Below are 23437 nucleotides of genomic sequence, written 5' to 3' on the forward strand. Positions count from 1 at the left end.
GCCGGACCGGAACGTGTTCTTGCGAAGGCCGGGGCCGTGCCCGATGCTGGGGCGATGGATATCGGGATCGCACTGCCCACCATGTGCCGAGGCTATGACCGGGCGGCCACCGTCGAATGGTCGCGTCTTGCCGATGCGGGGCCGGTCTCCAGTATCTCGTGCGGGGAACGGATGACCTACCACAACCCCGAAATGTGGACGACGATGGCGGCGGCGGCCGCGGTGACCGAACGAGTGCGTATATTCGCGAATCTTTCTGTGCTGCCTGCTCATCCGGTACCACTGGTGGCCAAACAGGCGGCGACGATCGATGTGCTGTCCGAAGGCCGATTCACACTCGGTGTCGGCGTCGGCGGGCGGGGGAGCGACTACCGCAGCCTCGGGGCCGATTCCGAACGCCGCCACGAACGGCTCGACCGGGCGGTCGCCGAACTACGGTCGCTGTGGGCGGGACAGCCGCCGTTCGACGGTGCCGACCCCGTCGGCCCGCCGTGCGTCCAGCCCGGGGGCCCGCCCGTACTCGCCGGGGCACTCGGGCCCAAATCGCTGGCCCGCGCCGCACAATGGGCCGACGGGGTGGTGTCGTTCAGTGTGGGCGGAGTGCCGGGGGAGATCGCATGGTCCGCCGAGGCTGCACGCCGCGCCTGGACCGACGCGGACCGCGCAACGCCCCGGCTGGTCAGCGGCTGCTTCTACACCCTGGGAATACCGGACGCCGAGACGATCCTGCACAGCTTCACCGCGGAATACCTCGACTTTCTCGGCTCCGGCAATGCCACCGCGGCCGCGGCAGCCATGAAGACCTACGACGCCGGCGCGCTGCACCGGACACTGGACGCGGCGGAAGCGGCCGGGCTGGACGAGTTCATCCTGGTCCCGGGCTCCGCCGACCGTGCCGTTCTGGACGCAACCCTGGAACTCATCGCCGCCCGCTGAATCCTGAGGGGAGTCGCTGCCGCAACAGCGAGACGTACAGCGGCTCCTTCCCGGCTCGGCCGTCGAAGCACTGGAACGTACTGTGCGCACCGGGGTGCCGCTCGGTGTCGCGAACGCCTGATATGTCCACCGGTCTGGAAACGATGTTCGAGTACGACCTCGCGCGGCACCTCGAGGGTTTCGCAACCCTCATCGCCTCCGCGTCCGGCGCCGGGGAGGATATCGGCCGTTGAGCGAATAGACGCAGGTCGCGATCGAGGTTGACCTGCGGCGATATTCACCCCGACTGGTAAATGCCGGGCCGGCATATTTGCCGTGCCCCGAGGTTCGGTGGTGTCCTGCAGCGGTGACTCTCTCAGTTCCCGACAAGCTCACCCCGCGAAAACGGCTACGGTTCCTGGCCGCCGCGCTGGCGGTGTCCGCACTCTCGTTCACCACTGCCTGCGATTCCGAGGCCGGGTCCGCCAACGGTTCGGCCGCGCCCGGATCGACGAGCGTCGCCGCACCGGTCGCCGCCACCGCAGCCTTCGCGGACCTGGAAACGACCCACGGTGCGCGGCTGGGGGTCTTCGCGCTCGACACCGGCACCGGTCGCAGTGTCGGTCACCGGATGGACGAGCGGTTTCCGATGGCGTCCACGTTCAAGGGGCTCGCCTGCGGTGGTCTCCTGGACCGGCATCGGTTGTCGTCCGGGTTCTTGGACCAGGTGATCCGTTATCCGCGCCACGAACTCGTCGAATATTCGCCGGTGACCGAACAGCATGTCGATACGGGCATGACGGTTGCCGATCTATGCCATGCGGCGATCACGGTGTCCGACAACACCGCCGGTAACCAGATCCTGAAACTTCTCGACGGCCCCGCCGGTTTCACCGCCTTCCTGCGGTCTCTCGGTGACAGCGCCTCCCGGCTGGACCGCTGGGAAACCGAACTGAACACCGCGATTCCGGGCGATGAACGCGATACCACCACGCCGGCCGCGCTGGCGGCCGACTACCAGGCCCTCGTCGTCGGGGACCGGTTGCCCGAACCCGAACGTGAGCAACTGCGGTCCTGGCTGGTCGCCACCACCTCGGGTGCCGACCGCATCCGCGCCGGCCTGCCCACCGACTGGACGGTCGGGCACAAAACCGGAACCCCCGCCTACGGCTCCGCGCTCGATGTGGCCGTCGCCTGGCCGCCGGGCCGGGCTCCGCTCGTCATCGCCGTGCTCAGCACCAAATCCGAGCAGGACGCCGAACCCGATGGTGCCCTGCTTGCGGCTGCCACCCGAATCGCCGTGGCGGAACTCGGAGGCAGCCAACCCGGCTGAGCACGCCGGGCGCGGACGGAACCCTATCCAGGTGCCCGCGTAGACCACATATCTACGCGGGCGCAGACTTTCGGCACCGTGTCGGGGACCGCTACGCCCCGGCACGGTGGGACTCCTAGATCAGCTTTGCATCGATCAGCAGGTCCCAGATCTCGCCCTGGCCGACGATATCGACACCGAGTTTCTCCGCCTTCGCCAATTTGCTGTCGCCGACTCCGGCACCGGTGATGAGCAGGTCGGTATTGGCCGATACCGACGAGGCGGCTGTCGCGCCGGCCTTCTCGCACAGGCGCTGGAACGTCGGCCGGGCCACCTTCTCCCCGGAGCGCGGATCGCTGAGGGCGCCGGTGATCACCACCGTTTTGCCGGCCAAGGGAGCGCCGGCCTCGACTACCGGCGGAAGATCCTCGTCGCGTACATCGAGGAAGACGCCGGCCTGCCGCAGGCGTTCGAGTTCCGGCCGCAGGCGGGTGAGATGCTCGACCAGCGACGCGGCAACCTTCGGGCCGATATCGTCCACCGCCACGAGACGCTCCTCGCCCGCGTCTGCGACCTCCTCCAACGAGCGGAAGCCCGCCCGGGCCAGGCGAGCCGCGGTGCCGTCCGAGGCCATCGGGATCGCCAGTCCGATCAGCGCGCGGCGCAACCCGACCGCCCGGCTCGCGTCGACCGAATCGATCATGCGCGCGGCCGAGACCTCGCCGATACGGTCGAATTCGAGCAACCGTTCCTTGGTGAGCGCGTAGAAGTCCGACGGACGCTCCAGGATGCCGGCCTCGGCGAGACGCTCGATCCACACCTGCCCGAACGCATCGATATCGGCTGCCGCACGCGACGCCCAGTGGATCAGCCTGCGCACGGTCTGCGCGGGACACGAGACGTTGGTGCAGAACAGTTCCCGGCTGTTGCCCTGTTCGATCACCGCCTGCCCGCAGGACGGGCAGGCGGTCGGTGGCACGATCTCGCGCTCTTCGCCCGTGCGTTTCGCGGCGTCGAGTACCCCTGCCACGAACGGGATCACATCGCCCGCCCGGCGCACCAGCACGGTGTCGCCGACCTTGATATCGCGGGCGCGGATCACCTCCTGGTTGGCCAGCGTCGCTTTCGTGACGGTGGTGCCACCGACGAAGACCGGTTCCAGCCAGGCCACCGGGACGATCTTGCCTGTTTTGCCGACATCCCAGACCACCTCGTCGAGCAGTGTGGTCTTCTCCTCGGCGGCGAACTTGAACGCCAGCGCACCGCGCGGGCTGGCGGATCGGGTCCCGGCGGCGGCGTAGGCGCCGCGGTCGGCCAGTCGCAGCACTGCGCCGTCGATATCGTAGTCCAGGTCGTTGCGGCCCTGTTCGATCGCGGTGATCGCCGCCTGGGCCTGTTCCGTGCCCACGCAGACCCGCATCTGCGCGCCCGCGATCCCCAGCGCCCGCAGGCCCTGTTCCAGATCGTCGGCGGCGCCGCCGGCGGGAGCGTCGAGGTCGAAACCGAAGAATTGCAGGCGGCGCTCGGCGACGGTGGCCGGATCCTTGGCCCGCAGCGTTCCCGCCGCGGCATTACGAGGGTTGATCAGCGGTTTGTCCGGGTGGCCGGTGTTGTAGGCGAGGAACGTCGAGCGCAGCATCACCGCCTCGCCGCGCACCTCCACCCGCCCCGGGACGTCGATCCGTGCCGGGACGCCGTCGACGAGCGCGCGCACCAGCACGGTGACGTCGTCGCCGGTGGTGCCGTCGCCCCTGGTCACGGCACGTAGGAGCGGGCCGTCCTCGTAGATCAGGGCCAGCGACAAGCCGTCGAGTTTCGGCATCACCACGACCGCCCGGCCGGGGAAGCGATCGAAGAATGCCGCGACCTGATCCGGTGTGGTCGCCTTCTCGAGCGAAAGCATCGGACGCGAATGCCGGACCGGGGCGTGCAGCACCGCGGGTGCGCCGACCTGTTCCAGCGGGTTCGGGTCGGGTGCGAGCTCGGGGTGTGTTTCGATCAGGCCGCGCAGCTCGTCCTCGATCGTGTCGTATTCGGCGTCCGCGACCAGCGGTGAGCCCTGGTAGTAGGCATCGCGTAAGGCCACGATGCGGTCGGCGAGCTCTTGGATACGTTCCCCTGTTTCCACAGGCACCGACGCTACCGAGGACCACCGACATCCGGCGCGGCGACACCACCCGCGACCGGGGCCGGAGAGCGGCCGAGCAGTTGCGTCACCCGACCGGCGGGTGCGCTTCCTGTGGTCGCCGACCGGGACACGACCTCGCCTCGGGTGCGATCTTTCGCCGTGGGGCGGAGTGTGAGGATATCCGCCTCGCCGTTCCACCGGCACCGCCGAGTAGCGCGCCGGTTCCGGATTGCCCGCCGGGCGCTGCGTAGGATCGAGGCGTTCACGCAGCGCACGCGGCTACGCGTGTCCTCTCGGTTCATTTCGGGAATCGGTCCACCGGAGGCTCGAGTCGAGGTATCGGCAATGACAGATCGACGCACTACCGTCCGCCCCCGGTCACGGCGGGGTGCCCGGGTGAACGCGGGAGCTCGCGCCGCGGACCTCGGGTACGCGGCGGCCTGGCGGCTGGTGCGGGTGCTGCCGCAGCGGTGGGCCGCGGGGCTGTTCCGGATCGGGGCCGATCGAGCGGCGCGCGGTGGCGGCCCGGAACAGTTGCGCCGCAACCTGGCCCGCGTACTCGGCACCACCCCGGAGAAAGTACCGGACGACCTCGTTCGGGAGAGCCTGCGTTCCTACGCCAGGTATTGGTGCGAGGCGTTCCGGCTGCCCTCGATGGACCCGGTGCAGCTGGCCGAGACGATCGAATCCTCGGCAACCGGCGTCGAGTACATACGTGACGCATTCGCTCGTGGCGGTGGCGTGGTGCTCGCGCTGCCGCACAGCGGGAACTGGGACCTGGCCGGGGTGTGGGTGGTACGGCGGCTGGGCACGCCGACCGTGGTGGCCGAGCGGCTGGCACCGGAATCGCTGTTCCAGCGTTTCGTTCGATTCCGCGAGAGTCTGGGGTTCGAGATCATTCCGCTCACCGGTGTGGAGACGCCACCGTTCGAGCAGTTGGCCGCGCGGCTCCGGGCCGGCCGCATAGTGGGCCTGCTGGGGGAACGCGACCTGTCCGGTGCGGGCGTGCCGGTCGATTTCTTCGGCGAGCCCGCCACCATGCCCGCAGGCCCGGCCAAGCTGGCCATCGAGACCGGCGCGCCCCTGCTGCCGGTGCACTGCTGGTTCACCCCCGATGGCTGGGGATTCGAGATCGGCGCTCCCATCGACACCACCGGTGGTGTCGCCCCGGCGACGCAGCGGCTGGCCGACAGGTTCGCCGCCGGTATCGCGGCGCATCCAGCCGATTGGCATATGCTGCAACGGGTGTGGACGGCCGACTTCACCGCCGAGCAACTCGCTCGCATCGAGGCCCGCCGCATGCACTCACGCTGATCGTCGGTTCCGATTACCGACCGGGCGGCCTGCGCAGCGGCCGTCAGTTCGGAGGGACCACGCACCGGGCAACCGTGTCGAGATCCGGACAGTAGCCGTCGGTGGTGTCGACCGTGAGTCCGGGCACGGCGCGATCGACCGATTCGAAATGCTCGACCGAATGATTACCGGAAGTGATCTCCGCGAGGAGTTCTCCGTCGTTGTGTGCCCGCCGGTGCGGGCCCATCTCGGCCCGGCGGATGTTCGGTCCCGGATCTCCGATGTCGATGCCGGGCAGTGAACGGCCCGGATACCGGCTACCGGAGATAGCGCTACCGGATTCGGCACCCGGAATCGCCGGTGAAAGGTGGCCTCGGCAACCGCTGTGACACCGGCCGCACCATGACGCCGAGAACGTCGAAGAACGCGGTCGATGCCGGCATGGCAGAGGTGCTGGGTTCCAGGCCCCGCAGGTAGCGCCGCTCTCCGCCCGGTCCGGTCCGGCCCGGCCTGGTTCGCTCGATGCGGTTCAGCCCGGCTCGCGTGAGTTCGGCTCGGTGCGGTACGACCGGGGCCGGTCGGCTCGGTACGGCTGAACCGGTCGGTGTAGGGGAGCGTCATGGGTCGGTTAATTCAGTTGACCGGGAGAATCCGGGCAAACGAGCATGTGGCCATGCGCGTGGGTGTGGTGGGTTTGGGGATGGGTCTGTTTCTGGCTACCTGGTGTCGCCGGCTCGGTATGGAAGTGGTGGCCGCCTGTGACCGTGACCCCGTCCGGCGGGCCGAAGCACGGGCGCTGCTGCCGGACGCGAGGCTGGTGGACGAATGGCCTGCTCTGCTGGAGGAGCGGCTCGACGCGGTGGTGCTCGCCAACGATTTCGACGAGCACGCGCCCCTGGCCATCGCGTTTCTCGACGCGGGCGTCCACGTGCTCTCCGAATCCGCGGCATGTACGGACGAACAGCAGGCGCGGGCACTGCTCGCGGCGGAGCGACGTTCTGCGGCCACGTATTCGTTCGCCGAGAACTATGTTTTCCATCCGCATATCCAGCTGGTGCGCACCATCGTGGCCGCAGGGGCAATCGGGCGGGTGAACCTGATCGAGGCGGACTACCTGCACGGGATGGCGCCGGATGCGGTCGCCTCGCTGATCGGCGACCCGGCGCATTGGCGTGGCCGGATCGAGCCGACAGCCTATTGCACCCACACGCTCTCGCCCGTGCTCGCGCTCACCGGCGCGCTGCCCACCGAGGTGGCGGCCTTCGCGATCGACAGTGCCGATCCGCGCGCCGCCGTGGTGATGGTGGTGCGACTCGACGACGGCGGGCTCGCGATCACCCGGCACGGTTTCCTGCAGGGCGAGCCGGACAGTCATTGGAGCTGGTTCTCGGCGCGCGGGAGCAAGGGGCTCGCCGAATCGGTGCGGGCGCCCGGCGAACGTGCGTGGTCGGTGCGTGTGCGCAAGGAATCGTGGACCGATCCCGGCGGAAACGTGCGGGACGAGGAGCGCGAACCCGCACCGCTGATCCTTCCCGACGGGACACCAGTGGAGTCGAAGGCGGAAGGTACGGTGCGGATCCTCGAAGGGTTGCGTGCGTGTGTCGAAGACGGCCGACCGCCCCTCGTTCCCGTACTGCCCGCGGTTGCCGCGTCACTGGCCGGTGTCGCCGGTGCCCGCTCACTGCGCGAGAATTCGCGCCCGATACCGATGCCGGATCTGGTGGCCGGAGCCGCCGGCCGGGCCCCGTGACAGCGTCTGCCCGGGATCAGTCGTCGGACCGCCGGTGCCGCGGGCGCGGCGCTGGTACCGGTGCAGTTCGAGGGCCTCGACTTCGCTGCACACTCGACTCCAGGGCTCAGCGGGCTCGGGTGCGGGCCAGGTTCCAGCTGTTCCAGGTGTCGTCGTCGAGTCGGTCGTCGAGCCGGTTGAGCAGATCGTTGCGCATCGGGGCGGGCAGGCGGTCGAGAGCGGGGACGATATCGACCGACAGGCCGGCCAGGTAGTCGACGTCGAGATCTTCGCCGCGCTCCCAGCGGTCGATGTTCTCGCCGGCGACCAGGCCCTCGGGATTCAGTGCGGCCAGTGCCAGTAGTGCGGCCGTCCCCGTCGCGATCGCAGTGCGCGGCAGCCACGCCGTTTCCAGACGCAGGACGGCAATGATCACCAGCACGTAGACGATCCCCAGCCAGAGTTCGCAGGTGCCGACCAGCAACCGCAGCACAGTGAATCCGTACGCCTGCTGGTAGGTCCACATGCGTCCGAGCGCGGAGGCGATCATCACGAGCGTGAGCCCGCTGATCGCGCACAAGAGGCCGCGCAACCACAGCCGGTCGACGGCGGTGTCGCGGGCGGCCCGGTGCAGGACGGGCAGGATGACGGCGAGTGTGAGCACCGTGACCGCGGAGAGCTGCCAGAAACCACTCCGGGCATACTCGGCGTAGGTGAGGCCCGCGGTGCGCTGCACATAGTCGTCGCCACCGAACAGGGCCACCAGTTGCGCCCCGAGGAACACCGCGAACACCGCTGTCAGGGCGCCGACAGGTAGACCCCATTCCAGCCGTGCCAGCGTACGTTTCGCGGAATGCGGTTGCCCGTCGGCCGGGAGCGGGGGCCCGGCGAGCAGGTACAGGGCGCCCAGCGTTCCGATACCCGCCAATACGAACACCGCGATCCAGCGGCTCAGGGTGTCGCCGTCCAACCGCGGCATCAGACCGTCGACCAGTGCGGCGAACGTGGCGTCGGCGCTGGACAGCAGCGGTATGAACACCGCCAGCAACGCGACTGTGACCGCGGCGGACACACCGAGCCGGCGATTACGGGCACCGGCACCATGGGGGCGCGCGCCCAGCGCATTGTACACCCAGGCAACCGCACCGACCGACGCCAGCGGAACAGCCAAGGCATCCCGGAACATTCCGCGTTCCGAACGCCTGCCCACCACAGCCAGCGATCCGGCCACTGCCGCGGCCACCACGCACAGCACGAACAACCATCCCGCGGCCCGGAAAGTACCGACCGCCAGCAACGCCAGTGCCGTGATCGCCCACCACAGGCGCTCCCGGTTCCGATCCTGTCCGTGCTCCGCTCCCGCGGCACGACGTGCCCGGCGATGGACCACACCGACCGCGGCCGCCGCCGCGGAACCCGCGAGCAACCAGCCGATTCCGGGCCGGTCCAGCGGAACGGCCGCCGCCGCGACCGAACCCGCGATACCCGCCGCGGGCAGAACACCCGGCGGGTAAGCGATCAAATGCCGGCGTGATGCGACGGCCGGCGGTCTCGGGTACTCCGGTGGAACCGGGGCGGGCGCCCCCGCCGCCGAATCCGCGGACCCGGTCGACCCTGCCGACCTCAGCGTGTTACCCGCTGCTGCCGCCACGGCCGATTCCGTGCCCGCGGTCGATGCTGTCGAGTCGGCGGGCTTCACCGGTTCTCCCGTTGCCAGGAGTTCGGGCGGTTTCGCCGGGCCGGTTGTCGCCGAGGGCTCGGTTGGTGTTGCCGGCTCGGTTGTCCCCGTCGAACCGGTGCTCCTGGCCGTCTCCGCGGTTCCCGGTATCGCTGAGTGCGCGGTCGCCGCTGCGTGTTCGGACCCGGCCGGGTCCGTGGGCGTTACCGGCGGCGTCCGTTCCGGGCTGTCGTCGTTCGGTGTGGCTCTCTTGGACATAGGCGTTCTCCTGGGGGTGCGCGGTATCGACCCGGGGCCGATCGGCGGCCGGGCTGTGCAGATGGATGGGTCAGTGGTCGGGCAGTTCCGTGGCCGGGAGGATCACGCGGATCCGGGAGCCGGGGTCGGTGACGGCGATGGAGCCGCGGTGCAGGTCGATCACCCACCGTGCGATGGCGAGTCCGAGACCGGTACCGCCGCCGTCGGTGCGGCCACCGCGGGTGAATCGATCGAAGATGTGCTCGCGCTGGGCGGGCGGTATACCGGGACCGTCGTCTTCGACATCGATGACGAGGTCACTGCCCACGGTGTGGGCGTGCAGCCGGACCTCACCGCCGGCCGGACCGTGCCGGGCGGCGTTGTCCAGGAGGTTCAGCAGAACCTGGTGCAGGCGGGCGCGGTCGGCGTACACGGTCGCGGTCGCCGGTTCGATCTCGCTGCGGAAGCGGATTCCGCGGCCCGATGCCGCCGTCATGACCTCCGCCTCGGCGACCACTTCCGCGAAAAGCGGTGTGATGGCGTATACGCCGCGGGCGAGTGGGACGGCACCGGCTTCGATACTCGACAGGTCGAGCAGTTCGGAGACCAGCCGCCCGAGCCGTTCGGTTTGGGCGAGAGCTGTTTCGAGTGTTTTCGGATCGGGTTGCGATACCCCGTCCACGAGGTTCTCCAGGACCGCGCTGAGCGCGGTGATCGGGGTACGCAATTCATGCGAGACATTCGCGATGAGTTCGCGGCGCTGCTGGTCGGCGGCGGCCAGATCATCGGCCATCCGATTGAACGCCGCGGCCAGCTGGCCCACTTCGTCCCGGGAAGAGGCGCGCACCCGGCTCGTGTAGTCGCCGCGCGCCATCCGTTGCGCGGCCGCGGTCATCTCCCGCAGCGGCGTGGTGATGCCGTGCGCCAGGAACTGGGAGGACACCAGCGCGATCACCATGGCCGCCAGTGTGGTCATCGGTGGCAGCCAGCCGATCTGCAGGCGGAAGTAGCCGAAGGCGAGTCCGCCGGCGAAGGTCATCAGGACGGCCAGTTTGAGTTTGATCGAGCGGATCCGGTCCAGCGGCCGCGGCAGTACCGCCGCCACCCGGTTCGATACCCGCCGCACTCGGCCCAGGACTGCGCCCACGGATTCGGTGGCGGTGGGCCCGCTCATCTGGTCTCCAGGGCGTAGCCGATTCCGTGGACGGTACGGATCAGGTCGGCGCCGAGTTTGCGCCGCAACGCCTTGATATGACTGTCTACCGCGCGGGTGCCCGCGGCGTCGGCCCAGTCCCACACCTCCTCGAGGAGCCGCTCGCGGGCCAGGACCGCGCGGGGACGCTGCGCCAGCCGGGCCAGCAGATCGAATTCCAGCGGTGTCAGCTGCGCTTCGACCCCGTCGCGCCAGACCCGCCGCTGATCGGCGTCGATCCGCAGATCGCCGACCACGGTGATCGCGGCGTGCTGCGCTCCGGCGCGGTCGACCCGCCGCAGCAGGGCATGTACCCGGGCGGTGAGGACCCGCAGGGAGAACGGTTTGGTGAGGTAGTCGTCGGCGCCCACGCCGAGACCGATGAGCTGGTCGGTCTCCTCGGTACGCGCGGTGAGCATCAGGACCGGCACCGAACGTTGCGCCTGGATCCGCCGGCACACCTCCAGTCCGTCGAAGCCGGGCAGCATGATGTCGAGAACGACGAGATCGGGTTCGAATGTGCTCGCGGCGGCGGCCGCGGCGGGCCCGTCGTGGGCCAGTTCCACGGTGAACCCTTCGGCCCGCAACCGCGCCGCCACGGATTCCGCGATGGTGAGCTCGTCGTCTACCACCAGGATCCGCCGCGCCGCCGGTCCCCCTGCCGGTGCCTTGTGTTCCATGATCGGGGAGCCTAGCCACCCCGTGTGGAGAGAACAGGCGTCAATTGTGGAGATTCTGTGTGCCCCGCAGATCGATCGCCGGAACCGCCTGCCGTGTCGGTGGTGAAACTTATGATGTCAGTGGTTGATTCGCTGGGGCGCCGGGGGTTCTCATGTACGAAATGCCACCTGATCCGTTCGATCCCGACTCGACGGATCGGCTCATCCGCCGCGAACGGCGCTGGGCTCGGATACGACGTGTGCTCGGTTCGCCGGAAGCGATCGGTATCGGGGTCGTGGTGGGATTGCCGGTCGCGGTGCTGGTGATCACGTCGGTCGCTGTGCCGCTGTTCCGTTCCGAACCCGCCGAAACAGCGGCACAGCCCTCGGCGACGCCCGTACTGATCGAGCATGCGCCGGTCGATCTGTCCCGTCCCTTCGCCGCTACACCGGCCGCGAACTGGGCGGAGGGGGAGGCGGGGATCGTGGTGCCGCCCGCGGTCCCCGTCGGCCGGTATTCGGCCGATCAGGTAGCCGAGGCCCTGTCGGCGGTCCGGCACCTGATCGCCACCGCGCGGTTGAACCGGCACGTTCTCCATACCCACGACCCGGAACCGGTGCTGGCGCTCCTCGCGCCGCACCAGGCCGATGAGGCGCGAGAGCTGCTGCGACCCGGCAACGAACCCGAGACCTGGTGGCTCACCGCCAAGATCGCCCCGGGTTTCCGGCTGCTACCGGCGGCGCCGCGGGTCACCGGGTCGATGACGCCGGTGCTGAACCCCGAAGGCGAATTGACCATCCGCACCAATTACCTCGTCGCCTATGCCTTTCATGTCGACTACCCCGAGATACTGAACGGTCCGCTGGATATCGTCTCGGTCGTCCGGCGGGAAGCCGAATACGTCTGGGCGGACGACGCGCAGTACGACGCGGGCTCGCAGGGCATCTACTACGGCGATGTCCAGGGGCATGCCTACTCGGTGAACTGTGCACTGCACGACAAGGGATACCTCGCTCCGAATTACAGCAACCCGCCCACCGGGTTCACCGAACCGGACCAGCGTGAACCCGAGGAGTATTTCGACCCGAACACTCCGCTACCGACCGAAAACGGCTGCTGACACAGCGAACGGCGTGCACCGCCCAGGGGAGGGCCGGTACACGCCGCGCTTCGGTACGGCCGCTGTATCAGAGTGCGAGCACCGCGGGGACGGTCAGCACCGCCACGTAGTAACCCATGAACAACACTCCGGCGTGGATCTTGAAGAACCGGCACAGCAGACCGCCGACCAGGCCGACCGTGAGCGTCACGGCGAGTCCGAGTACCCCGCCCTCCCAGACACTGATCACCACGACCAGTCCGGCGAACGCGGCGATGATGGCCTCGTGGCTCACGTAGCGCACGACGATACTCGCGCCCCGGTGGGCGAAGTTCATCGCGAACGGGTAGGCGATGAGGATCGCCACCGCGACGGCGGCGAGCCCGTAGAAAAGAAACTCGGTGTTGCTGAGCGCGGTCGACAGATTGTCGATATTGCCGTTGCCGTCATCGGTGGTGAAAACCGGTGGGGCGTTGAACAGCGGTGCGGCGGGCCCGGCGGCGACCGGGCTCAACGGCAGCCCGAACGCGATGAGCGGGATGAGCGCTTCGGCGATATAGGTCGATTCGGTGGTGCCGTTGCGCGCGGCGATCACCGAGGTGAGCCGGCGGTATCCGTGTTTGACCCGGGTGGCGACCATTTCGCCCATCAGTACCGTCATCGCGACCGGGCTGAAGACAAAGGTGGCACTGGACACCGTGGCGGTGGCCGCGACATAACCCGTCTGCCCACGGTCGAGTATCCGGAACGGATTGGGGAAGTAGCCCTTCCAGGTCTTGACATCGGGCGCCAGCCATACCGTGGCCGGTTCCTTACGGGCCATTTCGGCTCGTCCCTGCGGCCCGAGTGACAAGAAGAGGTCGGCGATCAGCGGTCCGACGGCGATACCGAGGAAATAGCTGATATTGAGTGCGACATCGTAGGACTCGGTGAGCTGTTTGAGACCCAGGATCAGGACGACGAACGGTACGAGCGCGAGCACGCCCGCCCATTTCCCGGGTGATGCATAGGCGATACCGATCGCGGCCAGCAGGAACAACCACGGCGCGGCGGACTGGACGTGGTCGGCCACGGGGGCCAGCAGCGTGGCGAACAGGACCGCGGCCGGGACGGCGATCACGGCGGCGATAACCGCCGCGGAGATTGCCTTGCGGAGTGCGATATGGGGTACGCCCAGCGCGCGCAGCATCCGGGCTTCGCGCATGAGCGGGACAGCCATCGTGTCCCCGGGGATGCCGAGCAGCGTGGTCGGCGCCGCATGTGTCATATGTTTGGCCACGGCTCCGGAGAGGAAGAACGTGAACACTGCCGCGGGCGGCGCGCCCAGCAGGATGACCAGCAGGGTGAGCGGGGCGATGGTCGCGGTTTCGTCGGTCCCCGACACCATTCCGATCAGCGAGAAGACGATCGCGCCGATCACGGCGAGTATTACGGCCAGCGCGATATCGCTGGTGAGGATCGCACTCATGAGGTGGCCCCGGTGTTCTCGCGTTCGGCCGCGGCGAACCGCGGCTGCAGCCCGAGATCCTCGAGTTCGCGCCGGGTGTGGTCGGGCAGATCGTCCAGCGATCCCAGGCCCTGGCGTTCTTCGCGCAACGCGGCGATGACCTCGCCGACGGCCACATCTTCGGAGGCGTCGGTGACCACGATCCGTTTCGGCCGGAACATCCGCCCGCAGATCACCCCGGCCACCACACATCCGGCGATACCCACCAGCAGGGCGTAGGCCTCGGCCAGTGATTCGTTCGCCACGAACGAGGAGAACGCCCAGTCGGACAGCAGCAGCGCGGCCAGGCTCACCCCGATGCCGATGACCACGGAGACGGCCAGATGGCGACCGACGACAGTGTCACCCCACACTTCCAGGTACTGCGGGTGTTCCCCGCCCGAGGCGGGTGGTGCGGTGGCAGGCGGGTCGGCCGGTGCCGCCGGCACTGGCGGCGCGGGTTCGGTGGGCATGGGTACTCCGTCGGCGTCGAGGGGTCGGGCGGGTCAGGAAGTCGAGGCGGCGAGTGCGCTGACCACTCGCGAGGGGCTGGGGCGGCCGAGGACGGTGGACATCCAGCGGGAGGTCGCGGCCAGGGCATCCAGGTCGATACCGGTGGCGATACCGAGTCCGTGCAGCATCCACACCAGGTCCTCGGTCGCGAGGTTCCCGGTGGCGCCGGCGGCATACGGGCAGCGGCCCAGGCCACCGGCCGCACTGTCGAACTCGGTGACGCCGGCGGTCAGCGCGGCGTAGACGTTCGCGAGCGCTTGGCCGTAGGTGTCGTGGAAATGCATCGCCAGGGCCCGCGGGGGGATACCCCGCGCGAGCAGGGCTTCGAGGAGATCGTGGACGTGTCCGGCAGTGGCGACGCCGATGGTGTCGCCCAGCGAGATCGAGGCCACGCCCATATCGAAGAGGCGTTCGGCGATATCGGCGACGGTTCCTGTGCCGACGGCGCCCTCCCAGGGATCGCCGAAACACATCGAGATATATGCGCGGGTGGTGAGCCCGTGCGCTCCGGCGCCGGCGACGACGGGGCGTGCGGATTCGAGCGCCCCGGCAACTGTGGTGTTCATGTTCCTCTGCGCGAATGTCTCTGTTGCGCTGACGAATACGGCAATCTCGGCAGATCCGGCCGCCAGTGCCCGTTCGAGCCCGCGATAGTTCGGGGCCAGCACCACCTGGCGGATATCGCGGGGCAGCTCGAGGCCGGCAAGTAGTTGTTCGGCATCCGACAGTTGCGGGATCCAGCGCGGCGAGACGAAGCTGGTGATTTCGAGCTCCGTAACCCCCGCGGCGACGAGCCGGCGGCAGAATTCGATTTTGGCCTGCGTCGGTACGACGGTGGCTTCCGCTTGGAGACCATCACGCGGGCCCACCTCGTAGACCCGGACCGTCGCCGGCAGGTCCGGTCTGCGGTGGACGTGCGGTGCGGGCCGCCGGACGGCCTCGGTATCCGGTGTCATCTCAGCTCCGGCTCCGCAGGCCCGCAAGCACTTTTTCGGCGTGCTCGACGCGAATGTTCTTGTCCTGGATGAGCTGTGCGACGACGGAGTCGAGTTCGGCGGTGGACGCACCGGCCGTGACCGCGACGGTACGGGCATGCAGGCTCATATGGCCGCGCTGGATACCTTCGGCGGCCAGAGCCCGGCAGGCGCCCAGATTCTGGGCCAATCCGACCGCGACCACGACCTCGGCGAGCTCGGTGGCCGTGGTCACGCCGAGGATCTTGATCGCCGACTGCGCCACCGGATGGACTTTGGTGGCCCCGCCCACCAGGCCGACCGCCATCGGTACTTCCAGCGTGCCGGACAGGTGCCCGTCGGCGGTTTTCTCGAAATGCGACAGCGCCGTGTACCGGCCGTCGGGGCCGACGGCGTGGGAGTGACAGCCCGCCTCCACGGCGCGGGTGTCGTTGCCGGAGGCCAGTACCGCGGCGGTGATGCCGTTCATGATGCCTTTGTTGTGCGTGGCGGCCCGGTACGGGTCGGCTTCGGCCAGCGCCGAGGCGTGCACGATATCGTCGACGACCTGCTGCCCGCCCAGCAGATCGCGGTCGAATACCGCGCGGGCCCGCACGATCCGCCGGTCGGCCATATTGGTGAGAATGCGGAGCAGCGGCCGGCCCCCGGCGATCTCCGCGAGCCGGGGTGCGATGGCTTCGGCCATGGTGTTGACCGCGTTGGCGCCCATCGCATCGCGAACATCGACCACCAGATGCGTGACGACATGGGTGCCGGTGCGGGTCGGGACCAGACGTACGTGCAGATCCCGGGCGCCGCCGCCGAACCGGACCAGCGTCGGATCCTGCTCGTTGGCGACGTCCACGACGGCCGAAGCGTGTTCCAGGATGCGTAGCCGTGCGGCCTCGGGATCGGGGAGGTCCAGCAACTGGATCTGCGCCTGCATCACCGGACCGGTGCCCGAGGTGAAGAACCCGCCGCGCTCGCGGGCCATCCGCGCGGCATTGCTCGCCGCGGCGACGACCGACGGCTCCTCTGTCGCCATGGGAACCAGGTAGTCGCGGCCGTTGATCCGGAAGTTGGTGGCGATGCCGACCGGGATACCCAGCACACCGATCACGTTCTCGATCATGTGATCGGCATGTTCGGTATCCAGGCCGCGTGCGGGATCGAGGACATCCAGGTCCGCGACAGCAACCCCGGTGCGTTCGGAAACCACCGAGCGACGCTGCTCGACGGACGAGTCCTTGAAACCGGGAATTCTGCTGTTGACGGTCACTGCGCCCTCCATATAGCGGGGACGCGGTACCCACGTCCCCGGGGAAATCTGCCGGATACCGACGCTACGACCACGCTGTAACCGGCGACATGTGTCCAGAACACATGAAATCTCACGCTCGGTGTGCTGGTCGTACATCCGGCTGTCATTGCCGGGATACCGACCGCAACTCGTCCAACCGGGTGGCGAGCGAGATACGAAACAGGTGTTCGTCCTGCCGCCATTCTGCGCCGAGCAGGGTTTTGAGGCGGTCGAGACGCTGCAGGATGGTATTGGTGTGATAGTTCAGTGCGCGCGCCGTCTTCGTCGGGCTCGCCTCGTGCCGCACGAAGGTCCGCAGGGTAGTGAGCAGATCGGTGCCGTGCCGGGCATCGTAGTCGAGGACCGGGCCGATGGTGAGATCGAGGAACGACTGCAGGGCCTCCGGGTTCGCCCCGAACAAGACCGTGTACGGGGCGTAGGCATCGGTGGCGACCGCGCCGCTGTCGATCCCCAGCCCCGCGAGCAGGCGCACGGTCTGTTGCGCGGTGCGGAACAGCCGCGGGAGTTCGTCGGGAGCTGCGGCCGGCGGCGGGGTCACGATGAGGACCGGGGCCCCGAGCGCGCCGATGAGGTGGGTGCGGAGGTCGTCCGCGAAAGCCATCGGATCGGCGGCCGCTGCGATCACGGCGACGGTGGCCGCATGTTCGCTCACCAGCCCTCGGTCGCCGAGGAACCCCGCCGCCGCGCGTTCGGCGCGGGCCCGCCGGTCCGGCGGCACCTCGACGATATGCAGCGATTTCAGATCGGACGAGGCCAGCCGGTGGTTACGCATCCGCTGGTCCATATCGCGCCGCCGTTCCGGCGATGAATCCAGCAGGTCGGCGATGAGTTCGCCGCGCTCACGGCGGTAGGCGTCGGTGACCGCCCGCTGCTGCAGAGCGAGCAGCGCAGCGACCTGAGCCGCCCGCTCGATCGTGCGCCGCTCCACCGGACCGAGTTCCACACTGCCGGGGGTGAGCAGCAGCGCGCCGAAATACAGTTCGCCGGCGGTGACGGCGGCCACTGCCTCGACCGACCTGTTCTTCTCGACCGTCCGGCAGTGCCCGCTCGACCGGCTCGCCGAGATCGCCGCCCGCACATCCGGCGACAGGCTCACCGTGACGTGCTCGTTGTCTGCGGCCGCGGAGGTGGCGATCGAAAAGGATTCGGCGTCGACAATCGTCACCCGCCGGTCCAGCGCCGCGGACAAGGTGCGTGCGACCTGGGTGAAACCGCCTCCGGACAGCACTGCGTGGACGAGTTCCTGGTGTACCGCGCTGGATCGGTCCCGGGCCTCCAGATGCGCGGTCAGCTTGTCCAGTGCACCGCGGGTGCGGTTTTGCGATTCCCGGAGTTGCGCGAGGATATTCGCGGTCTGCAGCACCACCGAGGCATGGTCGGCCAGCGCCGAGAGCAGCGCGATCTCCTCGGGAGTGAACCGGTGTTCCTGCCGGGTCGCGGCGAAGAGAACGCCCAGGACGGTGCCGTCGGACAGCATCGGCACACCGAGGATCGAGACGATCCCTTCGGCGAACACGGCATCGTCGATGGTGTGCTCGTGGGTGCCCTCCATGTACTCGCTGTAGCGGGGCACCCACTGGGCCGACCGGGTATCGGCGATCCGGCTCGCCAGCCCTGTCCCGGCGGGCACGTGCAGATCCTGGAACTGCGGAGTCACCGCTCCCATCGTTTTGCGGACGTGCAGGTCGCGGGTGGTGGCGTCGAATTCCGACAGGTAGGTCACATCGGTGCCCATCATCTCGTGGGCGCGTGCCACCAATCTGGCCAGCAGCGCATCGATATCGCGTACCTCGGCCAGGTCGCGGGCACTGGAGAACAGTGCGGTGAGCTCCTGTTCACGCCGGCGCAGGCGAGCGACCTCGGCGCGGTCGCGGCGTACGCGGTCGACGATCTCGCCGATCGTGTCCGGATCCAGACCGAGGCCGGTCAGCGAGCCCGTCAGTGCGGTGACATCCGGTTCACCGTGGGTGACGGTGCGAAGCACCTCGCGGACGAGACGCGCGATGTCGCTGCTGTTCATGGACTACATGATGGCCCCTGTGCCACGGCGCCGGCGCACCCCCTCTGCCGGTGCGCGGGCCGGTCACCGATAGATCAGGCGGGGTTGTCGCCGGCACGGTGAGACATTCCTGTCGTTCTGGCAGATTACGGCGCCGGCGAAATCCCGGCAGGTCAGCGATGCACAATGCGTGACCTACTCCGCTCCGGTGTGGCCGGGCAGGCCGCCGCATTGCGCGACGGCCGGGTCGGCGCGGTGGAGCTCACCGAGGCGGTACGCGCCGCCGTCGAAGAGCTGAACTCGAGGGTGAACGCGTTCTTCGAGGTCTCGGCCGAATCCGCCCTGCGGGAGGCGGCCGTACCGGACGAATGCCCTGCCGGCTCGCGCGGTGCGTTGCACGGAGTTCCGGTGGCGATCGAACAGGAGAACGATATTGCCGGCTCGGTGACAACCTTCGGCGGCCGGGCGAATCACACTCCCGCCGCCGCGGACAGCGGAATCGTCGGGCGATTGCGCCGGGCGGGCGCGGTGATCAGCGGCAAGGCGACGATGCCCGAATTCGGATTGTGGCCGTTCACCGAAGCCGAGGCGACCGGGCGGACCGGCAATCCGTGGAATGCCGGGCATACTGCCGGTGGATCCAGCGTGGTTCGGCTGCCGCCGTCGCCACCGCAATGGTGGCGGCAGCCATCGGCGGAGACGGCGGTGGGTCGATCCGGATTCCCGCTTCGTGTTGCGGCCTCTTCGGTCTCGAGCCGTTCCGGGGGCGGGTCGGCACGGCGCCGCATCCGGATCGCTGGCAGTCACCGGGTGTGCTGTCCGGCCGGTTCCGCGCGGTCCGGATTGCCGATCGGTGTTCAGTTGGTCGGCCGGTTCCACGACGACCCGGCGATCATGGCATTGGCCGGGCAGGTCGAACGGGCGCTGACCTGGGCGGACCACTGGCCGCCGTCCTGATCGGGCGACGACCACCCAGTTATCCCGTCAGCCCGGATACCCGTTCCACCACGACGAGCGGGATTTCTCGTTCGGTCTGCTGCTGATGCGCGGCCATATGGGGGAACTGCTCCGCCAGCATGCCGAGCAGTCGATCGCGTTCGGTACCGGTGGCGGTTTGCGCGGTACCGGTGAAAAGGTCGATCCCCGCGGGGGTCGGGCGTTCGACGATGACCTGCGGATTGGCGGCCAGATTCCGGTACCACGCCGGATGCTCGGCTGCGGCCATATTGGACGCCCACAACACGATTCGGTCGTCGCCGTCGGTCAGATAGGCGAGCGGCACGATATGTTGCCGCCCGCTCCGCCTGCCGACCGTGGTCAACAGGACGAGGTCGGCCCCCTTCAGCATTCCCTCCCTCGTGATTTCTCCGCCATTGGCGCGGAAATCCTCCACTACAGACCTGTTGAACGCGGGCATATCACTCGGCAACGACATCTGCCGGATACTAGTCCCCGCCGGAGGTGGAGAGCCGTAGCCGACTTCCGAACGATATGGGTCAGAAGGTAATTGCTGATCACACCGGGTGGGCTCGGCGAGGGACGTGTCGTCGCCGTGGACCCGTCCGGCCCGACCGATTGCGGGTACGCCCGTGCGCCCCTGTGGTGCGCCGGGGCGCCTGTAGCCGCCTTTTCGCAGGGCTTACTTGTAGAAGCCCTCGCGGAGGTCGATGCCGTGCTCGATCCAGACCTTGAGCGCGGCGAGCATGCCGGTCCATCCCTCGCAGTTGCCGAAGGCGTTCTTCGCGCCTGCTTCGGTCGGGCGCCAGGACGATTCGGTGATGGTCACCAGGGTCCGGGTGTCGTTGTCGATCGGTTCGAATTCGAAGGTTGTGGTGGTGGCACCGGCCTCGTCGGTGGTGGCCTCGCCGTCCCACTGGATGACGATGGTGCGCGGTGGGTCCGCCTTCAGGACCCGCACCGGAAATGCGCCCGGAAAGTCGTGGAAACCCCAGGTCACCTCCGCTCCCGGGGTGAGCCGGCCGCGGGCCCCTCCGGTGGTGAAGTACTTCGACAGCTGTTCGGGGTCGGCGACCGCCTCGTATACCTCGGCGCAGGGCTTTGCCACACGGCCGGAAACGGTGAAGGAGAGTTCTTTCAGCTCAGACATGTGATAAATTTACAACATGTCTGAGGTTGATGACAAGGACCCCGATGATCTGGTGTTCAAAGCGCTGGGATCGGCGACCCGGCGGGCCATGCTCGATGCGCTCAAAGAAGCGCCGCGCACCACGGGTGGGTTGTGTGAATTCTTTCCCGGGCTGGATCGGACGACGGTGCTGCAGCATCTGCGGGTACTGGAGCGGGCGGGGTTGGTGACCGGCCGCAAAGTGGGCCGGGAGCGGCATCTCTCGCTCGCGCCGATGCCGATCAAACGCATCTACGACCGGTGGATCGGGGAATATGCCCGTGCCGCAGTGGAATTGCTGGATGACCTGGAGGCCGAGTAGGTGCGCCGCCTGTTTCGGCCGGGTGTGCCGGAATTCTGTGGACTGCCGGGTGCGAAGTCGACTCGGATGGTGAAGTTCTCAGCGGCGCCGGCTCGCGCATGGGGCCGTGCGCGCAGTCTTGGCCCGATCGACCTCGTCGTCGGTGAGGGCGCGGACCGGTAGGTCCTGGCGTTCGACGCTGTCGGCGCGAATGCCGTTCAGCGTGATGGCCATATAGCGACGCCAGATCTCGGGATTGACCGGTTTGGCGAATTCGGCGAGCCCGTCGACCATATGGATCATCGCGAAGAGATCCGACGGCTCGATATCCGGTTGCAGCACACCCGCTGTCCGGGCGCGTTCGACGATGGCGGCGACCGCCGGTTTGATCCGGTCGCGGACGCGGTGGAAGCGTTCGGTGTCGAGATCGAGCTCGAGGATCACCTCGCTGAACCCGCGGTTGATCGCGAGGTGGCGGCAGGCGTATTCGACGAACTGGACGAGGCCGAGCCAGGGGTCGGGGTGGTGCACGCTCGCCTCGGCGGCGTCGGCGAATTCGCCGAGGTGATGTTCGAAGACCTCGGAGATGAGTTCCGTTTTGTTGGCGAACCGGCGGTAGACCGTGCCCACTCCCACGCCCGCGCGTTCGGCCACATCGTCGAGGGTGATCTCGAGTCCGCGATCGGCGAACAGTTCGCGGGCGGCCTCGACGATGCGTTGCTGATTGCGGACGGCATCGGCGCGCAGGCGCCGGGTGCGCAAGGTCGTGGCGGGTTTCACAGCCGCAGTCTATCAACGACGGGATTAAGTGGAGGCGTGATCTCCGTTTTTGTGTTAGCGTTCAGATAATCGGAGGTGCAACCTCCATTTAACCACTCTTTCTAGGGGCGAGATGACTACCACGTTCGATCGCGGGCCATCCGCGCAGGAAAAACCGTCCGGCAGACGCGGGTCGCACGCGCTGCGATGGTGGGTTCTCGCCGTTCTCGGCGTCGCCCAGCTCATGGTCGTACTCGACGCGACCGTGGTGAACATCGCGCTGCCCGAGGCTCAGCGCGATCTCGGATTCGACGATGCGAGCCGCCAATGGGTGATCACCGGCTACGCCCTGGCCTTCGGCAGCCTGCTGCTGCTCGGCGGCCGGCTCAGCGATCTGTTCGGGCGCCGCAACACCTTCATCGTCGGCCTGATCGGGTTCTCGGTGGCCTCTGCAGTCGGTGGTGCGGCCGCCAACTTCGAGATGCTGGTCGCGGCCCGCGTCGGCCAGGGCGTTTTCGGTGCCCTGCTCGCACCGGCGGCGCTGTCACTGCTGACCGTCACCTTCACCGAACCGTCCGAACGGGCGAAGGCCTTCGGTATCTTCGGCGCCGTCGCCGGTACCGGCGGAGCCATCGGCCTACTGCTCGGTGGAGCGCTCACCGAATGGGCGTCGTGGCGGTGGGTGATGTTCGTGAACTTGATCTTCGCCGCGGTCGCGCTGGTCGGTGCGGTACTGCTGCTGGCCCGGCACGCCGCCGGTGTCCGCCCCAAGCTCGATATCCCCGGCACGGTCGTCGTCACCGCCGCCCTTTTCGCGATCGTCTACGGCTTCTCCCACGCCGAGAGCGAAGGCTGGACCGATTCGGTGACGCTCGCCTTCCTCGCCGGCGGCGCAGGCCTGCTCGCGCTGTTCGTCTGGCTCGAAACGCGGGTCGCGCATCCCCTGCTGCCACTGCGTATCGTGCTCGACCGCACCCGCGGCGGCGCATACCTCGCAGTATTCGTCATGGGGATCGGCATGTTCGCGATCTTCCTGTTCCTGACCTACTACATGCAGCTCACACTGGGCTATTCGCCGATCATGACCGGTGTGGCATTCCTGCCGATGGTCGCCGGGATGATCGCCTCGTCCACCACCACGCCGTCGCTGCTGCTGCCGAAGATCGGGCCGAAGGTGGCGGTCAGCGGTGGGTTCGCGATCGCCGCGTTCGGAATGGCGTGGCTGACCCAGATCGGCCTCGATACCGGGTACACCACCCATATCCTGCCCAGCCTGATCCTGCTCGGCCTCGGCCTCGGCGCCGCCATGTCGACGGCGTTCCAGAGCGCCACCGCCGGGGTCCGGCACGACGACGCCGGGGTCGCCTCGGCGATGATCAACACCAGCCAGCAGGTCGGCGGGTCGATCGGGACGGCGTTGCTGAGCACCATCGCGGCTTCGGCGGCCGGTGACTACCTCGCCGGCCGGACGCCGAGCCAGATCACCGCCGCCCAATCGGCGATCGAAAGCTACACCACCAGCTTTGCCTGGGCCGCAGGCATTTTCGTGATCGGTGCGGTAGTGCTGGCGATGTTGTTGCCGTCCACTCTGCCCGCTCCGGCCGAGGGAGAACCGGTGCTCGCGCACTGACCCGGTGATGCCTACGTGCCCGTCTTCGCGATATGCGAAGGCGGGCACGGTGCTCTCGGGTAGCCGCCGTCGATAGCGGACAGAGCGGACAGAATGGGGGCACGCTG

The 23437-nt window shown here is 68.3% G+C and carries 21 protein-coding genes and 1 pseudogene; 10 read left to right on the forward strand and 12 right to left on the reverse strand.

Features of this window, described 5'->3' with window-relative positions:
• The first annotated feature begins 54 nt into the window (after positions 1–54).
• From NFL01S_RS27410 to bla, 3 genes are all read left to right on the forward strand, one after another.
• Positions 55–936: an LLM class flavin-dependent oxidoreductase gene (locus tag NFL01S_RS27410; RefSeq protein ID WP_062979184.1), complete on the forward strand. Its 882-nt coding sequence runs from the start codon at positions 55–57 to the stop codon at positions 934–936.
• A 104-nt stretch (positions 937–1040) separates the two neighbouring features.
• On the forward strand, positions 1041–1169 hold the full coding sequence (locus tag NFL01S_RS37385) for a hypothetical protein (RefSeq protein WP_280508016.1): 129 nt from the start codon (positions 1041–1043) through the stop codon (positions 1167–1169).
• A 113-nt stretch (positions 1170–1282) separates the two neighbouring features.
• Positions 1283–2248 (forward strand): class A beta-lactamase, encoded by a 966-nt coding sequence (gene bla / locus NFL01S_RS27415; protein WP_062979185.1) that lies wholly within the window; start codon positions 1283–1285, stop codon positions 2246–2248.
• 115 nt (positions 2249–2363) lie between these two features.
• Here the strand turns inward: bla and ligA are convergent, their stop codons facing one another.
• Positions 2364–4355, reverse strand: a complete 1992-nt coding sequence (ligA, locus tag NFL01S_RS27420; protein WP_062979186.1) for an NAD-dependent DNA ligase LigA — start codon at positions 4353–4355, stop codon at positions 2364–2366.
• A gap of 396 nt (positions 4356–4751) precedes the next feature.
• On the opposite strand from ligA, the gene NFL01S_RS27430 reads away from it, so the two are divergent.
• Together NFL01S_RS27430 and NFL01S_RS27440 are read left to right on the forward strand one after the other, a co-directional pair.
• Positions 4752–5669: a phosphatidylinositol mannoside acyltransferase gene (locus NFL01S_RS27430; protein WP_062979188.1), complete on the forward strand. Its 918-nt coding sequence runs from the start codon at positions 4752–4754 to the stop codon at positions 5667–5669.
• A 616-nt stretch (positions 5670–6285) separates the two neighbouring features.
• Positions 6286–7398, forward strand: coding sequence for a Gfo/Idh/MocA family protein (locus tag NFL01S_RS27440; protein ID WP_245670912.1), 1113 nt, complete (start codon positions 6286–6288; stop codon positions 7396–7398).
• A 106-nt stretch (positions 7399–7504) separates the two neighbouring features.
• On the opposite strand, the gene NFL01S_RS27445 is transcribed toward NFL01S_RS27440, so the two are convergent.
• The 3 genes from NFL01S_RS27445 to NFL01S_RS27455 form a co-directional block, all read right to left on the reverse strand.
• Positions 7505–8899 carry a DUF4153 domain-containing protein gene (locus NFL01S_RS27445; RefSeq protein ID WP_245670913.1) on the reverse strand — a complete coding sequence of 465 codons (1395 nt, stop codon included), beginning with the start codon at positions 8897–8899 and terminating at the stop codon, positions 7505–7507.
• Between the two features lie 484 nt (positions 8900–9383).
• Positions 9384–10466, reverse strand: a complete 1083-nt coding sequence (locus NFL01S_RS27450; protein ID WP_062979190.1) for a HAMP domain-containing sensor histidine kinase — start codon at positions 10464–10466, stop codon at positions 9384–9386.
• The gene (locus NFL01S_RS27455; RefSeq protein WP_063916060.1) at positions 10463–11164 is read right to left on the reverse strand and encodes a response regulator; all 702 of its coding nucleotides are present in this window, start codon (positions 11162–11164) and stop codon (positions 10463–10465) included. Before NFL01S_RS27455 ends, NFL01S_RS27450 begins: the two co-directional genes overlap by 4 nt.
• A 161-nt stretch (positions 11165–11325) precedes the next feature.
• Here NFL01S_RS27455 and NFL01S_RS27460 point away from each other — a divergent pair, with 161 nt between their 5' ends.
• Complete coding sequence (locus NFL01S_RS27460) at positions 11326–12264, forward strand: hypothetical protein (protein ID WP_157117009.1); 939 nt, start codon at positions 11326–11328, stop codon at positions 12262–12264.
• 67 nt (positions 12265–12331) lie between these two features.
• Here NFL01S_RS27460 and NFL01S_RS27465 read toward each other — a convergent pair whose 3' ends face one another.
• The 5 genes from NFL01S_RS27465 to NFL01S_RS27485 all read right to left on the reverse strand — a co-directional run bounded on the left by NFL01S_RS27465 (position 12332) and on the right by NFL01S_RS27485 (position 18536).
• Positions 12332–13711 (reverse strand): tripartite tricarboxylate transporter permease, encoded by a 1380-nt coding sequence (locus NFL01S_RS27465; protein ID WP_062979192.1) that lies wholly within the window; start codon positions 13709–13711, stop codon positions 12332–12334.
• On the reverse strand, positions 13708–14202 hold the full coding sequence (locus NFL01S_RS27470) for a hypothetical protein (protein WP_062979193.1): 495 nt from the start codon (positions 14200–14202) through the stop codon (positions 13708–13710). The genes NFL01S_RS27465 and NFL01S_RS27470 overlap by 4 nt, the downstream gene beginning before the upstream one ends.
• A gap of 33 nt (positions 14203–14235) precedes the next feature.
• Positions 14236–15198, reverse strand: coding sequence for a hydroxymethylglutaryl-CoA lyase (locus NFL01S_RS27475; protein WP_062979194.1), 963 nt, complete (start codon positions 15196–15198; stop codon positions 14236–14238).
• A gap of 1 nt (position 15199) precedes the next feature.
• Positions 15200–16474, reverse strand: coding sequence for a hydroxymethylglutaryl-CoA reductase, degradative (locus NFL01S_RS27480; protein WP_157117011.1), 1275 nt, complete (start codon positions 16472–16474; stop codon positions 15200–15202).
• A 145-nt stretch (positions 16475–16619) separates the two neighbouring features.
• Positions 16620–18536 (reverse strand): GAF domain-containing protein, encoded by a 1917-nt coding sequence (locus tag NFL01S_RS27485; RefSeq protein WP_062979196.1) that lies wholly within the window; start codon positions 18534–18536, stop codon positions 16620–16622.
• A gap of 165 nt (positions 18537–18701) precedes the next feature.
• Here NFL01S_RS27485 and NFL01S_RS37390 point away from each other — a divergent pair.
• A pseudogene (locus NFL01S_RS37390) lies at positions 18702–19148 on the forward strand (amidase family protein); the annotation flags it as partial.
• A 41-nt stretch (positions 19149–19189) separates the two neighbouring features.
• A complete protein-coding gene (locus NFL01S_RS37395) occupies positions 19190–19558 on the forward strand; it encodes an amidase family protein (RefSeq protein ID WP_280508017.1) in 369 nt (122 codons plus the stop codon).
• Here NFL01S_RS37395 and NFL01S_RS27495 read toward each other — a convergent pair.
• Both NFL01S_RS27495 and NFL01S_RS27500 read right to left on the reverse strand, forming a co-directional pair.
• Positions 19492–19950 (reverse strand): nitroreductase/quinone reductase family protein, encoded by a 459-nt coding sequence (locus NFL01S_RS27495; RefSeq protein ID WP_062979198.1) that lies wholly within the window; start codon positions 19948–19950, stop codon positions 19492–19494. The two genes, NFL01S_RS37395 and NFL01S_RS27495, sit on opposite strands and share 67 nt — an antisense overlap.
• Positions 19951–20154: 204 nt before the next feature.
• Positions 20155–20622, reverse strand: coding sequence for an SRPBCC domain-containing protein (locus NFL01S_RS27500; RefSeq protein ID WP_062979199.1), 468 nt, complete (start codon positions 20620–20622; stop codon positions 20155–20157).
• A gap of 16 nt (positions 20623–20638) precedes the next feature.
• Here NFL01S_RS27500 and NFL01S_RS27505 point away from each other — a divergent pair, with 16 nt between their 5' ends.
• Complete coding sequence (locus NFL01S_RS27505) at positions 20639–20962, forward strand: ArsR/SmtB family transcription factor (RefSeq protein WP_062979200.1); 324 nt, start codon at positions 20639–20641, stop codon at positions 20960–20962.
• A gap of 78 nt (positions 20963–21040) precedes the next feature.
• Here the strand turns inward: NFL01S_RS27505 and NFL01S_RS27510 are convergent, their stop codons facing one another.
• Positions 21041–21721: a TetR/AcrR family transcriptional regulator gene (locus NFL01S_RS27510; protein ID WP_062979201.1), complete on the reverse strand. Its 681-nt coding sequence runs from the start codon at positions 21719–21721 to the stop codon at positions 21041–21043.
• A 112-nt stretch (positions 21722–21833) separates the two neighbouring features.
• On the opposite strand from NFL01S_RS27510, the gene NFL01S_RS27515 reads away from it, so the two are divergent.
• Positions 21834–23330, forward strand: a complete 1497-nt coding sequence (locus tag NFL01S_RS27515; protein ID WP_062979202.1) for an MFS transporter — start codon at positions 21834–21836, stop codon at positions 23328–23330.
• Positions 23331–23437 lie beyond the last annotated feature (107 nt).

It is taken from the genome of Nocardia flavorosea NBRC 108225 (assembly GCF_001613385.1).
GTDB classification, from domain to species: domain Bacteria; phylum Actinomycetota; class Actinomycetes; order Mycobacteriales; family Mycobacteriaceae; genus Nocardia; species Nocardia flavorosea.

Bases quoted from the DNA above. Each gene is read 5' to 3' on its own strand.
- NFL01S_RS27515 (WP_062979202.1), top strand. From the start codon at position 21,834: ATGACTACCACGTTCGATCGCGGGCCATCCGCGCAGGAAAAACCGTCC.
- NFL01S_RS27465 (WP_062979192.1), bottom strand. From the start codon at position 13,711: ATGAGTGCGATCCTCACCAGCGATATCGCGCTGGCCGTAATACTCGCC.
- NFL01S_RS27455 (WP_063916060.1), bottom strand. From the start codon at position 11,164: ATGGAACACAAGGCACCGGCAGGGGGACCGGCGGCGCGGCGGATCCTG.
- NFL01S_RS27505 (WP_062979200.1), top strand. From the start codon at position 20,639: ATGTCTGAGGTTGATGACAAGGACCCCGATGATCTGGTGTTCAAAGCG.
- NFL01S_RS27500 (WP_062979199.1), bottom strand. From the start codon at position 20,622: ATGTCTGAGCTGAAAGAACTCTCCTTCACCGTTTCCGGCCGTGTGGCA.
- NFL01S_RS27495 (WP_062979198.1), bottom strand. From the start codon at position 19,950: ATGTCGTTGCCGAGTGATATGCCCGCGTTCAACAGGTCTGTAGTGGAG.
- NFL01S_RS37395 (WP_280508017.1), top strand. From the start codon at position 19,190: ATGGTGGCGGCAGCCATCGGCGGAGACGGCGGTGGGTCGATCCGGATT.
- NFL01S_RS27450 (WP_062979190.1), bottom strand. From the start codon at position 10,466: ATGAGCGGGCCCACCGCCACCGAATCCGTGGGCGCAGTCCTGGGCCGA.
- NFL01S_RS27485 (WP_062979196.1), bottom strand. From the start codon at position 18,536: ATGAACAGCAGCGACATCGCGCGTCTCGTCCGCGAGGTGCTTCGCACC.
- NFL01S_RS27460 (WP_157117009.1), top strand. From the start codon at position 11,326: ATGCCACCTGATCCGTTCGATCCCGACTCGACGGATCGGCTCATCCGC.
- NFL01S_RS27410 (WP_062979184.1), top strand. From the start codon at position 55: ATGGATATCGGGATCGCACTGCCCACCATGTGCCGAGGCTATGACCGG.
- NFL01S_RS27470 (WP_062979193.1), bottom strand. From the start codon at position 14,202: ATGCCCACCGAACCCGCGCCGCCAGTGCCGGCGGCACCGGCCGACCCG.
- NFL01S_RS27475 (WP_062979194.1), bottom strand. From the start codon at position 15,198: ATGACACCGGATACCGAGGCCGTCCGGCGGCCCGCACCGCACGTCCAC.